9 protein-coding genes are annotated in these 13,446 nt (G+C 65.8%); 4 read left to right on the top strand and 5 right to left on the bottom strand.

The features are described 5' to 3' along the window. Positions 1-51 precede the first annotated feature (51 nt). From PQQ53_RS16780 to PQQ53_RS16765, 4 genes are all read right to left on the bottom strand, one after another. Positions 52-1,836, bottom strand: a complete 1,785-nt coding sequence (locus PQQ53_RS16780; RefSeq protein ID WP_408324973.1) for a pyrrolo-quinoline quinone — start codon at positions 1,834-1,836, stop codon at positions 52-54. 236 nt (positions 1,837-2,072) lie between these two features. Beyond that, positions 2,073-3,233, bottom strand: a complete 1,161-nt coding sequence (locus PQQ53_RS16775) for an MFS transporter (RefSeq protein WP_408154773.1) — start codon at positions 3,231-3,233, stop codon at positions 2,073-2,075. 151 nt (positions 3,234-3,384) lie between these two features. After that, positions 3,385-4,551, bottom strand: coding sequence for an MFS transporter (locus PQQ53_RS16770; protein WP_408144260.1), 1,167 nt, complete (start codon positions 4,549-4,551; stop codon positions 3,385-3,387). Between the two features lie 210 nt (positions 4,552-4,761). Then, complete coding sequence (locus tag PQQ53_RS16765; RefSeq protein ID WP_408324971.1) at positions 4,762-5,547, bottom strand: crotonase/enoyl-CoA hydratase family protein; 786 nt, start codon at positions 5,545-5,547, stop codon at positions 4,762-4,764. 90 nt (positions 5,548-5,637) lie between these two features. Between PQQ53_RS16765 and PQQ53_RS16760 the strand changes: the two genes are divergently transcribed. Further along, a complete protein-coding gene (locus PQQ53_RS16760) occupies positions 5,638-6,282 on the top strand; it encodes a plasmid fertility inhibition factor family protein (protein ID WP_408144264.1) in 645 nt (214 codons plus the stop codon). A gap of 208 nt (positions 6,283-6,490) precedes the next feature. On the opposite strand, the gene PQQ53_RS16755 is transcribed toward PQQ53_RS16760, so the two are convergent. Then, the gene (locus PQQ53_RS16755) at positions 6,491-7,489 is read right to left on the bottom strand and encodes a 2-hydroxyacid dehydrogenase (protein WP_408144266.1); all 999 of its coding nucleotides are present in this window, start codon (positions 7,487-7,489) and stop codon (positions 6,491-6,493) included. A gap of 535 nt (positions 7,490-8,024) precedes the next feature. Between PQQ53_RS16755 and aspT (PQQ53_RS16750) the strand changes: the two genes are divergently transcribed. The 3 genes from aspT (PQQ53_RS16750) (at position 8,025) to PQQ53_RS16740 (ending at position 13,377) form a co-directional block, all read left to right on the top strand. After that, on the top strand, positions 8,025-9,707 hold the full coding sequence (gene aspT, locus PQQ53_RS16750; protein ID WP_408324969.1) for an aspartate-alanine antiporter: 1,683 nt from the start codon (positions 8,025-8,027) through the stop codon (positions 9,705-9,707). A 194-nt stretch (positions 9,708-9,901) separates the two neighbouring features. Further along, positions 9,902-11,584 carry an aspartate-alanine antiporter gene (gene aspT, locus PQQ53_RS16745; RefSeq protein WP_408144271.1) on the top strand — a complete coding sequence of 561 codons (1,683 nt, stop codon included), beginning with the start codon at positions 9,902-9,904 and terminating at the stop codon, positions 11,582-11,584. Between the two features lie 128 nt (positions 11,585-11,712). Then, the gene (locus PQQ53_RS16740; protein ID WP_408154779.1) at positions 11,713-13,377 is read left to right on the top strand and encodes a bifunctional aspartate transaminase/aspartate 4-decarboxylase; all 1,665 of its coding nucleotides are present in this window, start codon (positions 11,713-11,715) and stop codon (positions 13,375-13,377) included. The last annotated feature ends 69 nt before the right edge of the window (positions 13,378-13,446 follow it).

Here is a 13,446-nt window from a genome sequence, read left to right as displayed (position 1 = left end):
GAGAGGGCAGGCTGGCGCATGTCGCGTCACGCCCGCCTCGCCCAGACCCCCTCACCCCTTCAGCAAGCCAAATACCGCGACGCCGTTCGTCGTCCCGACATACACCTTGCCGTTGGCGATCATCGGCGTGATGAACTTGTTGCCCGCGCCGAACTGATCGCGGGTGCCCATCTGATTGCTGTTATAGAGCTCGACGGCGAGATTGGCCGGATCGAACGCATGCAGCGCCGCCGTGGTGCCGTTTTCCGCAGCCCACACGATGCCGTTCGCTGAGCCATTGGCGGAGATGCTCGGCGTGGTGCCGGGATAGGCGAACGTCATCGAGGTCTGCGTGCTCGGCGCCGTTGAGAGCCGCGCATGGGTCACCGTGAACGCCTTGAGATTGTCGCCGACGGAGCCGAAATAGATGCGGCCGTTGAAGTACGCAGGCATGCCGAACTCGCCGCCGTTCAACACCCCCTGAATCTCCTGGTAGATGCTGTTGCCCGCGGCATTGAATTTGCCCATCGAATCGCGGTTCAGCACATAGATGATGCCGTCCTTGCCCGTGCCGAGCGTGAGGTGCTGGACCACGCCGTTTGCATCGGTGAGATCGGGCAGCGCGATCGCTCCGCCGGAGCCGAGGTCCTGGTCGGCATTGGACTGCTGAACGGTATTGGACATCGCGAAGTAATCCGCGACCGCAAGACCGCCTGCCGTGCCGAGCTTCAGATACGCATTGCCGAAGTTGTGTTGCGCGGGAAAGCCGCTGGCGTTCATCGTGGTGTCGAACGTGCCGTTGCCGCCGAGCAGGTAGATGGACGCGCCATCCGACGCCGGGCCGGCGCCGCTCATCCAGATCGCGCCGCCCGATCCGTTCGGCGTGAGGTTGAGCACGGAAGTCTGTTGCAGGGTGTCGGCGCTATAGCCCATGATCCAGCCGGTGTAGGCGCCCGCGTCGCAATGTGAGGTCCACGCCGTGTAGACCACGCCGCCGAGAAGCAGCAGACCCGCGCGCTCGGCATACGACGACGGCGCGAACAGCACGTTGCCGTTGAAACTGTTCGCGCCGCTGCCGGGGTAGCTGGCGCTCACCTCCGTTGGGCCGTTCAGCAGTTCCGCGCCGGTCGCGAGATCGAGCGCGTGCATGCGATGATGATAGGCGCCGCTCGTGTCCTTCGACATCGCGACCACGTAGATCGTGCCGTGCGCGCCGCGCGAGCGGTCGATGACCGGTGTCGACGTGATGCCGATTTCCTTCGTGATCTGACTGCAACCGAGGTCGTCGCTCGGCGTTTCGTTGGTGCCGAGCGTGCTGACCCGCCATAGCTGCGCGCCGCTGTCGGCGTCGAGCGCGTACACGCTGTCGTGCTCGGTCACGACGTACAGCACGTTGTGCGTGCCGCCCGCGATGGCCAGTGATTCGACAAAGAGGGGTTGCGCGTCGACCTTGCCGTCGGCGGCGAAAAAGCCGACCTTGCCGAACGTCGCCGCGTTGACGTTGGCGGGGGAAAGGAGAGTCTCGCTGAGATTCTGGCCCGTGCGGCCGATGTCGTTGTGATAGGTCAGCACGTCGTGCGTCGCGGCCATGGACATGCCGCCGCCCGACGAGGTGCCGGAGCCGCCAGTGCCAGCGCCGGTACCGCCGGTACCACTGGTGCTGCCGCCGCTGCCCGTACCGCTCGCCGAACCGCTGCCGCCGGTCGTCGCCCCGGCCCCCGACGCGCCGCCGCTGCTCGCTGCGCCGCTCGTTTCCCCGCTTCCGCCACCGCCGCCGCAATCGGCGAACAGCAGGGCGCTCAATACGATGAGTGCGCTCAACAGGTAAAAACGGCGCGGGGTGTGCAGGGTTTGCATGGCGAACTCCCCATTGCATACGGCGGCGCCATGAAGCATGGGCCGTTCGGCGGAGGACCGTGCAATGTGGTTCAAGACTAGCATCAAGCGTGCTGACCGCAAGATTGCATCGAGCGCGCGGCCGCCAGGCGTTGCGCGCGAGCCGGGGCGTGCAACTGCCGCTCGTCGCCTGTCGGCCGATGGCGTGCCGTCGTCACCCGTCAGCGCGATAGCGCGCGGCCGTCAATCCTTGCCCGTCAGCCGGCGGCTCGCAGCGGCGCGCGGCGCTTTTCCCACCACGCGGCGGCGAGAAACGCGAGCGCCGCGAACAGCAGCACGCCGACCATCGCGTCGTTGCCGACACCCTTCATCAGGGCGCCGGCGACCAGCGGGCCGCCGAAACTGGCCGCGCTCCACGACGCGCCCACCAGCGAACTCGCCGACACCAGCGCGACGCCGCGAAAGCGCTCGCCGCAGGCAACCAGCGAAAGCGTATAGATCGCGCCCGCGGCCGCGCCGAGCACGTACAGCAGCGGCCAGCACAGCCACGGCGACCTGATCGCCCAAGGCAGCAACGGCAGCAGCGCCACGACGACCACCCCACAGCCGATATGCACGCGTTCGCGGCCGAGCCGGTCAGCGAGCCAGCCGATCGGAAACTGCATCGTCGTATCGCCGAGCAGCAGCGCCGACGCGAACAGCACCGCCACCTCGCTCGCGATGCCGTGCGACATCGCGAAGAGCGGCAGCAGCGACAGCGCGATCGTGTCGAACAGCGCAAAGAAGCCGGTACCGATGACGAGGGCCGGCATCTGCGGCAGCACGTGGCGCCAGCTGCCGTGGGCGGCGTGCTCGTCGTCGGAAGCTCGCGGCGTCGTGCGGATCGCGGCGAGCATCGGCAGCGCGAGCAGGAAAATCGCGCCGCAGATCAGAAAGCGCGAATGCGTGAAGCCCGCGATCTGGCTCACGAGCACCGGGCCCGACATCTGGAACAGCGTGAAGTTGGTTGCATAGATCGCGATCACGCGGCCGCGCGACGCGTCGTCGGCCAACTGGTTGACCCAGGCCTCGCCGATCGTGAACAGCAGCATCAGCGCCGCGCCGCACAGCACGCGCAACAGCGCCCACAGCCACAGGTTCGACGTGAGCTGCATGAGCGCGGTGGCGAGCGCAACCACCAGCACCGCGCCGACGATCACCTCGCGGCCGCCGACGCGCGCCGCGATCCAGCCGGCCACCGGCACGACGACGAGGCCGCCGCCCGCTTGCGCGGCGGTCAGCAGGCCGACGACATCGGTGCCGAAGCCGGCTTGCGTCAGCGCGAGGGCGGTGAGGGGCAGCGTGGCGCCGCTGCCGAGTCCGACGACGGCGACGCTGAGGATCAGGGCGAGGAAATCGCGAGTGAAGATGACTTTCATCGGCCGGGATGCTACTACGGCTGACGGGCGTTGGCACGAGTGCGGGGCCTGCGGGACGCGCCAACGGGCGCTGCGCAAAGGGGCAAGACGGAACGCTCGCAACGGGCGCCTCGCGCAGGCGCAAGGCTGATAGTGCGCAATGTGCGCGGCCTTAACCCGCCACCGCCATCTTCTGCGCGCGCCGGTCGATCGACACCGACCACAGCGTCAGCAGCAGCGCGCCGATCGAGGTCGCCACACCGACCCACGGCAGCGTCGTGAGCGGCGCGCCCGCGCCGATCGCCATCCCGCCGAGCCAGGCACCCGTTGCGTTGCCGAGGTTGAAGGCGCCCTGGTTCAAGGTCGACGCGAGATTCGGCGCACTGCTCGCGCGATCGACGATCAGCATCTGCAGCGGCGGCACGATCGCGAAAGCGAGGATGCCCCACACGAAAATCGTGATCATCGCCGGGATCTGCGCGTGCATCGTGCCCGCGAAGACGGTCAGGATCACGACGATCGCCAGCAGGAATGCGACCAGCGACGGCATCAGCCGCCAGTCGGCGAGCTTGCCGCCGAGCGTGCTGCCGACCGTCAGCCCGAGCCCGAACAGCAGCAGCACCAGCGTGACCGCGTGCGGCGTGAAGCCGGCCACGTCCTCGAGAATCGGCGTGATGTAGGTGAAGGTGGAAAAGAGGCTCGCCGACGCGAGCACGCTGATGCCGAGCACCATCAGCACCTGCGGGTTTTTCAGCACGCTGAATTCGTGGACGAGACTCGCCTTCTGCATCTCGATCTTCGCCGGCAGGCACACGGCGAGCGCGGCCGCCGCGACGAGACCGATGCCCGTCACCGCCCAGAAGGTCGCGCGCCAGCCCACGGCCTGGCCGAGCGCCGTGCCGAGCGGCACGCCGAGCACGTTGGCGAGCGTGAGGCCGGTGAACATCAGCGCGATGGCTTGCGCGCGGCGGTTCGGCGCGACGAGCCCCGCGGCCACCACCGAGCCGATGCCGAAGAACGCCCCATGGCAGAACGCCGTGACGATGCGCGCGGCCATCAGCACCGCGTAGCTCGGCGCAACCGCGCACAGCAGATTGCCGACGATGAACACGCCGATCAAACTCATCAGCGCCTTCTTGCGCGGCATGTTGGCGACCGCGATCGCGACGATCGGCGCGCCGATCGTGACGCCGAGCGCATAGGCTGACACCAGCATGCCGGCGGCCGGAATCGACACGGACAGATCGCGCGCGACGTCGGGCAGCAGCCCCATGATCACGAATTCGGTGGTACCGATTCCAAACGCGGCAACGGCAAGGGCAAGCAGGGGCAAAGGCATGGTGACGGAGCGTGAATCGGCGCGACGGGGAGCATCGCGCGGCAGGCGCGCGTTTTCGGGACGAGAACGCCGGCGCTGTACGGGGAAGCAGTAGGGGATTCTACCTAAGTCAAAACCGCGATGCTGACCGTCGAGGGGGACGTTGTTTTTTTGAAAAGGGGAGGCGGAGCAGGCAGATCGCGCAACTCAACCCATCGCGCCTAACGCACCTCACTTTGCACCGTTGATGAACCGCGCCGCCCCGGCGACCCCTTCCTCGAACACCGCCCGATATCCGCCGGCGCCTTCGCGCCGAAGCGCCTCGGCGAGATCGTCGAGCGGGCTGTTTTCCAGTGCCGAGCGGCGGTCGGCGAGCAGCGCCGCCTGAGGAAACGCGGCTAGCTCCGCAGCCAGCCGCTCGGCCGCCGCGCGCGCCGCGCCCTTCGCTACGACGCGATTCGCCAGTCCCATGGCGAGCGCTTCCTCGGCGCTCACCGCGCGCCCGGTCAGGATCAGATCCAGTGCCCGCGACAACCCGATCAAACGCGGCAGGCGGATCGTGCCGCCGTCGATCAGCGGAATGCCGACGCGCCGGCAGAACACGCCGAGCACCGCATCGTCCTCGACGACCCGCAGATCGCACAGCGCCGCCAGCTCCAGCCCGCCCGCCACCGCGTAACCGGCAATCGCCGCGATCACCGGCTTGCTGAAGCTCATTCGCGTCGGACCCATCGGACCAGGGCCGATGCCGTCGGCATGCAGTTCGTTGCGGCGGGTGTCGTCGGCGAGCGCGCTCAGGTCCGCGCCCGCGCAAAACGTGCCGCCCGCGCCGAACAGCACCGCCGCCCGCCAGGCCGGCTCCCCTTCGAAGCGGCTGAACGCAGCGCTCAATGCTTCGGCAACCGGACGGTCGACCGCGTTGCGCCGCGCGGGCCGCTCCAGAACGATGGTGGCGACGCCGCTGTCCTCGTCGGCTTCGATGCGCACGGACTCATTAAAATTTTGAGTGGTTATCATCGTCGTTTATCTGAGGGTCAAGGTCCGCCCGTGCGTGTCGGGCGTTTTGTGCAGCGTGCTCATGCAGAGCAATTAATTCCGTGGCCTGTCATGCTTCTTTCACAGTCGACTCGTAGCGTGGGCGCTTTATTCACGCGCTGGCGCTGGTTTGCCAGCTTATCGAGCCTGCCTTTGCCCTTGTCCAATTCATCGCCAGCCGCCACGCCGGCGTGTCCCCCCGATGGACTTCCTTCGGGGCGTGCCGAAACGGTCTGGATCGTGCCGTTGCAGGAACATCCATGGTACGACCATGTGCGCCTGAAGCGCGTCTTCGTCACCGACGGCACACGGCATCAGGTCGTGCTGGTCGATACGCGCAAGCTGCTCGTCTGCGCGGATCGCGACAACACGGATTACGTCCTCAAGCCGGTCGCCGAATGGCATTCAGGCAAGGTGCGCGGCATTCGTGAGTTTCTCGACCCCGAGAGCGAGCGCATTCCGCAGATGCCTTACGTGACGATCTCGATGCGCCGCGCGCCGGGGTTGCTCGGCTGGCTGGGTCTGGAGCGCGAAGGGGTGGTGGCGTTTCGCAACGGCCAGCATCGCGCGCGCTATCTGGCCGATGCGGGTGCGCGCTGGTGTCCGGTGGAAGTGCATGAGCGCGAAGCGGCGTTGCTGCGCGAAGTCTGCGGCGCGGCGGACGATGCCCGCACCGCGATTCGCTCGATCCCGCCGGCCGGTGACAAAGGCGTGTAGTTCGGCGTGTGTGATGGTGTCGATCATGCGTGGGGGGCGGGGGATGGCATGAGGTGCACGACGCGTGGTAAGGCGCAAGCCGCCACGGCGTCAGCGTACGACGTACCGCGTCAGCCCTGGCCGTGCAGTACGGGCATGACGCACGGTATAAGTCGCACGACGCACGACGCGCGGCCTGGCCCTCACATACAAACGTCCCGCCCCCAGCCTACCCCGCAGCATGCACCGCGTTGCGCGGCGTGCCGGCCTGCCATGCCGCGACGTTCCCAAGCGTGGTCTGCGCGATCTCGCTCATCGCCTCGCGCGTGAAGAACGCCTGGTGGGCGGTGACAATCACGTTCGGGAACATCAACAGCCGCGCGAGCACGTCGTCCTGCAACGGCAGATTCGAGTGATCCTCGAAGAAGATGCCGCTTTCCTCCTCGTACACATCGAGCCCGAGATGGCCGAGCTGGCCGTCCTTCAACGCGCCGACCAGCGCATTGGCCTCGACGAGTCCGCCGCGGCCGGTGTTGACCAGCATCGCGCCGCGTTTCATCTTCGCGAGCGCGGGTCCGTCGATCAGATGATAAGTGGCGGGCACGAGCGGGCAGTGCAGACTGACGACGTCGGATTCGGCGAGCAGCGTGTCGAGCGGCACATAGCGCGCGCCGAGCGCGAGCAGGTCGTCGGCGGGCGTGCCGGGATCATGCGCGAGCACGCGCATGCCGAAGCCTGCCATGATGCGTCCGAACACCCGGCCGATCATGCCGGTGCCGACCACGCCCACGGTCTTGCCGTGCAGATCGAAACCGAGCAGCCCATGCAGCGAGAAGTCGCCCTCGCGGGTGCGCGCCGCGGCGCGCGGCAGACGCCGGTTCAGCGCGAGGATCAGCCCGACCGCATGTTCGGCGACCGCGTGCGGCGAGTAGGCCGGCACCCGCGTGACCGTCATGCCGAGCCGTTCGGCCGCCGCGAGGTCGACGTGATTGAAGCCTGCGGAGCGCAGCGCGATCAGACGCGTGCCGCCCGCATGGAGCCGCTCGAGCACGGCGGCGTCGACGTTGTCGTTGACGAACGGGCACACCGCCTCGAAGCCCTGTGCGAGGACCGCCGTTTCGCTGTCGAGATGAGACTCCTGGAAATGCAGCTCATAGCCGTGGGCCGCATTGGCTTCGGTGAACGTGTCGCTGTCGTACTGGCGGCTGCTGAACAGGATCATGCGCATGTCGGGACTCCGAAGAAGATGGTTCGGCTTTGACGAGGCGGACTGCCGGGCACGGCGGCTTGCAGGCCAGTATAAATTACCCATCCGAATAATCGCCTTCGGGCGTAGTGCCCGCTACCCTATTCGTTTGCCTTTAACCAGGATCGTATTTCGTGAACTCGACGCGTCGAGATGAAAATAATATTGACAGGGTTGCCGAACTACAATATTTATTAAAAGGCAGTCCATAAGCATGCCAAAACATGCTGTAAGAAATAGGCCGTCAGCAAATAATGTTTTTTCACAGCGTTAGGCAACTTCGCGAGGAAAGCGTGACTGTCGAGCTAGCGGAAAACTTTCTTGTCCCTTTGCTGCGCCGCGGCGTTCTTGCCGCAATGCCTGCTGCATCATTCCCTTGCCATAACCCACGTTTCGTCCGGCTCCCCGCCGGCGGCCGTTGATTGCCTGATCCACCCCGGTCAGCGGGGGTTTATTCGAGTTCCGGGTGAGTGTCTTCGGTGCGCTGCTAACAAAACCCGTTAATCGGGGAGACAACATGATCGGTGAATTGCTGAAAACGCAACCGGAGATCGCGCTGTTCGCAAGCCTTGCAATCGGATATTTTATTGGCTCGTTTCGGGTGGGACCGATTCAGCTCGGTGGCGTATGCGGCACCTTGATCGTCGCATTGATATTGGGTCAGACGGGCGCGCGGCTCGCGCCCGACCTGAAAAACATCGCGTTCGCGCTATTCATTTTCGCGCTCGGCTTTACCGGCGGCCCGCAGTTTTTCGCCAACATCGGCCGGGGCTGGCGCTATGGCTTGCTGTCGATCGTCGAAATCGTGTCGGTGCTCGTGCTGATCATGATCGCGGTGAGCGTGCTGCGGCTCGACATCGGCACAGCGGCGGGCTTGCTCGCGGGCGCCGCGACGGAGTCGGCGGTGATCGGCACGGCGTCCGAGGCGATCGGCAAGCTCGGTCTCGGCGACGCGGAAACGCTGCGTCTGCAGGCCAACATCGTGACCGCTTACAGCGTGAGCTACCTGTTCGGCCTGATCACGATCGTGCTGTTCACCAGCCAGTTCGCGCCGCTGTTGCTGCGCATCAATCTGCGTGACGAAGCGGAGCGCGTGTGGCGCAAGCTCGGCGGCGAGGGCGCGTTCAGCGAGGGGCAGCGGGAGGCGGCGCCGGCGCTCGTGGGCCGCGCGTTCCGGGTGGGCGCGGGTGCCGCCGCCACGATCCGCGAGTTCGAACAGCAGCACGGCTTCAACCTCACCATCGAACAGCTTCAGCGCAACGGCGCGAACGTGCCGGTCGAACCGTCATTGCGCCTCGCGGCGGACGATCTCATCCTCGTGGCGGGGCGGCGCGAAGCGGTGGTCGCGGCGGCGGCCGGTCTCGGCGAAGAAGTGGATGGCGCGGCCTTCGGCCAGGTCTTCGCCGAGAAGCTCGACGTCGTGTTGACGCGGGGCGACCTGCATGGCCGCACGATTGCGCAGGTGCGTGACCAGGCGAAGCCGGAGGATGGACGCGGCGTCTACATCGCAGCCGTTACGCGGCTCGAAACCACGGTGCCCGCGCTGCCCGGCACCGAGCTCAATCGCGGCGACGTGCTGACGCTGGTCGGCGCGAAGGCCAATGTCGAGCGCGGCGCGAAGCGGCTCGGCTACGTCCTCCCCGCGACGCAGAAAACCGACTTCGTCTATCTCGGCCTCGGCGTGCTGGTCGGCATGGCGATAGGCCGTCTTGGCGGACAGATCGGCGGCGTGTCGATCGCGCTCGGCACGGGCGGCGGCTGTTTGCTGTCCGGCCTGCTGTTCGGCTGGATCCGTTCGCGCCATCCGCTGATCGGCTCGCTGCCGTCGGCGGCCGCGCAAATCCTCAAGGACTTCGGCCTCGCCACTTTCATCGCCGCGGTGGGTTTGTCGGCGGGGCCGGACGCGATCAAGCTGGTGCGCGAGTACGGCCTCGCGCTGCCCGTCGCCGGTGTTTTGATGGTGCTGGTGCCGGGTCTGCTGTCGCTGTGGATCGGCCACATGTTCCTGAAGCTCGAAGCGCCGATGCTGCTCGGCGCGATCGCCGGCCAGCAATGCAGCACGCCGGCGATCAGCGCACTGGTGGGCGTGACCGGCAACTCGACGCCGGTGATCGGCTACACGATCACCTACGCACTCTCGAACATCCTGTTGCCGCTGATGGGGCCCGTGGTCGTGGGCCTCGCGGGCAAAGTCGGCTAGGCATAGGCAGGTCAACCCGGCGAGGCCGGGGGACGAGCAGATGCGCCGCGCGCGGCGGACCAGGTCTTGCGCGGCCGATGCGGCATCGGGCATGTGGCATGAAGCACGCGAGCAGCGGCGCACGACATGACCGCGCAGCGCATGCGCAGGCAGCAACCAGTACTCAGTATCGCCAACTAATCAGCGAGGGCACGATGGACTGGCTACACCATATCTTTCAGAAATCCCCCGAGATTGCGCTGTTTCTGTCGCTTGCGGTCGGCTACTTCATCGGGCAGATCAACTTCGGCAAGTTCCAGCTCGGCGGCGTCGGCGGGTCGTTGCTGGCGGCGGTGGTGATCAGCCAGGCGGGCGTGACGATCGACAATGGCGTGAAGTCGGTGATGTTCGCCGTGTTCATCTACGCGGTCGGCTACGACTCCGGGCCTGGCTTCTTCAATTCGCTGAACCGCAAGACGCTGCGTGAGATCGCGATGGCGGTGTTCCTCGCCGTCAGCGCGCTCGTCACTGTGGTGGTATGCGCGAAGCTGTTCCACCTGAACAAGGGACTCGCGGCCGGACTCGCCGGCGGCGCGCTGACGCAATCGGCGATTATCGGTACGGCGGGCGATGCGATCGCGCGCCTCGGGCTGCCGGCCGATCAGGTCAAGTCGCTGCAATCGGACGTGGCGATTGCGTACGCGGTGACCTACGTGTTCGGCTCGCTCGGCGCGATCATCGTCTGCGTGAACATCCTGCCGAAGTTCATGGGGCAAGGTCTGCGGGAGGCCTCGATCGAGGCGGAACGCGAGCTGGCCTCGGGCGCGCCGGCACGCGGGCCGGGGCAGCTTGCCGCGCTGCCCGAGCTGGTGGGACGGGCGTACAAGATCGACGTCAGCGCGGGCAAGACGGTGAAGGCCGTCGAGACGCTGCATGAGGATTACCTGACGATCGAGCGCATCAAGCGCGACGGCAAGACGCTCGAACCGACGCCCGATCTGATGCTGAAGCACGACGACGTGGTGCTGGTGGTGGGCCGCCGCGAGGCGGTGGTCGCCTTCGGCGCGAACGGCAACGAAGTCGCCGACACCGGCGACGTCGGCGTCGTCATGCAGACACGCGAAGGCGTCTTCACCAGGAAGGGCATGAACCACACGACGCTCGCTGCCGCGCGCGAACTCGTGGATCGCAACATGCGCCACGGTGTCTACATCCAGAGCATCACGCGCGCTGGCCAGCCGCTGCCGATCCTGCCGGAAACGAAAGTCGAGCACGGCGACGTCATCACCTTCTACGGATCGCCCAAAGACACCAAGCGCGCAGTCGACGCCGCCGGCTACGAATTGCCGTACAGCAACAAGACCGACTTCATCTACATGGGCGTCGGCCTCGTGCTGGGTTTGCTGATTGGGCTGATCGTCCTCAACGTCGGCGGCATTCCGCTCACGCTCGGCTCGGGCGGCGGCTGTCTGCTGGCCGGCCTGCTGTTCGGCTGGATGCGCGGCAAGCATCCGATGTACGGCGCGATGCCGTCGGCCGCATCGCAATTGCTCAAGGACTTCGGGCTCGCCGCGTTCGTCGCGGTGGTGGGCCTGAACTCCGGCTTGCAGGCGGTAGTGACGGTCAAGCAGAGCGGCCTGACGATCTTCCTGCTCGGCGTGTTCGTCACCTTGTTCCCGCTGCTGCTGACCATGCTGTTCGGCCGCTACGTGCTCAAGTACAACAACGCGGCGATTCTGGCCGGCGCGCTGTCGGGCTCGCGCAGCGCCAACCCGGCCTTTGGCGGCGTGCTCGACAAGGCGGAAAGCGCGGTGCCGACCGTGCCGTTCGCGATCACGTATGCGATCGCGAACGTCGCGCTGACCCTGCTTGGGCCGCTCGTGGTCGGGCTCGTGTAGGGCGCGTGCGGCTCACGCGTGCGGCGCAGATGTAGCGCACGCATCCATCGATCTCTGTTACGCCGGCCGCAACCGGGCAATGGTTCGATTTGCCGGCGTCTTTCACCTGGCTCATTGGAGAACGCATCATGGCAAAAGAGAAGAGCGACAAGAAACAAGGGGACATGGCGCAACCCGGACTGTCCGCGCTCAGCCCGTTCGAACTGAAGGACGAACTGATCAAGGCCGCCGGCGGCGGCGCCGTGGAGCGGCCCGCCAACGCGTCGATGCTCAACGCCGGGCGCGGCAATCCGAACTTTCTCGCGACCATTCCGCGCCACGGCTTCTGGCAACTCGGCCTCTTTGCGATGCGCGAATCGGAGCGTTCGTTTGCGTATATGCCGGAAGGCATCGGCGGGTTTCCGAAGCGCGAAGGCCTGACGGAACGCTTCGATCTGTTTCTGCGCGAGAACAAGGGCGTCGCGGGTATCGACTTCCTGCGCGGTGCGGTGTCGTATGTGCGCGATCAGTTGGGGTACTCGGCCGGCGACTTCCTGTATGAAATGTGCGAGGGGATCCTCGCGTCGAACTATCCGGTGCCGGACCGCATGCTCAAGCTGTCCGAACTGATCGTCGGGCAGTATCTGCGCCGCGAGATGATCGGCGATCATCCGTTCGTCGGCGAGTTCGACATTTTCGCGGTGGAAGGCGGCACGGCCGCGATGACGTACATCTTCAACACGATGCGCGAGAATCACCTGATCAAACCGGGCGACACGATCGCGCTCGGCATGCCGATCTTCACGCCGTACATCGAGATTCCGCGTCTGAACGACTACCAGCTGAACGTGGTGAATCTCGAAGCCGATGTCGCCAACGGCTGGCAGTACTCGAAGAAGGAACTCGACAAGCTGCGCGATCCCAAAGTGAAGGCGTTCTTTCTCGTGAACCCGAGCAATCCGCCGTCGGTGAGGATCGACGACGAAAGCCTTCAGTACATTGCCGACATCGTCCAGGAACGGCCCGACCTGATCCTGCTCACCGACGACGTGTACGGCACGTTCGCCGACAACTTCGTGTCGCTGTTCGCGCTCGCGCCGAAGAACACCATCCTCGTGTACTCGTATTCGAAGTACTTCGGCGCAACCGGCTGGCGTCTGGGGACGATCGCGACGCATCGCGACAACGTGCTCGACAAGCTGATCGCCGAGTTGCCGAAAGACGCGAAGAAGCAGTTGCACGAGCGTTACGAGTCGATCACGACCGAGCCGGACAAGCTCAAGTTCATCGACCGCCTGGTGGCCGACAGCCGTACTGTCGCGCTGAACCATACAGCGGGTTTGTCGACGCCGCAGCAGGTGCAGATGGTGCTGTTTTCGCTGTTCTCGCTGATGGACACGCCGGACGCCTACAAGAACGCATTGAAGCGCCTGATCCGCAGCCGCAAGCGCGCGCTGTACGAAGAGGTGGGCATCTCATTCGAGGACGACGATCCGAACCAGGTCGACTACTACACGATTCTCGACGTCGAATTTCTTGGCGAGCGGGCGTATGGCCGCGAGTTCGTCGAGTGGCTTTATAAGAACACGGAGCCTTCCGAGTTGCTGTTCCGTCTTGCGCGCGAAGCACGGGTCGTGCTGCTGCCGGGTCGAGGCTTCGGGACCCAGCATCCGTCGGGGCGCGTGTCGCTCGCCAATCTCAACGAGGCCGACTACCGGAAAATCGGCCGTGCGCTGCGCAAGCTGATGGAGGAGTATGTCGAACGGTTCAACGCGGCAACCGGCAAGAAACTCGACAAGACCAAGGTGAAATGACGCATGGGACGCGTGAGGCAGCGGCGCCGTTGCCTCATCAGGCATAGTCAAAAAACTTGCGCAATCGCG

The organism is Paraburkholderia strydomiana (assembly GCF_046030495.1).
Taxonomy (GTDB): Bacteria; Pseudomonadota; Gammaproteobacteria; order Burkholderiales; family Burkholderiaceae; genus Paraburkholderia; species Paraburkholderia strydomiana_A.
Note: the sequence above shows the minus strand (reverse complement) of the source record. Positions and strands in the feature narration are given on the sequence as shown.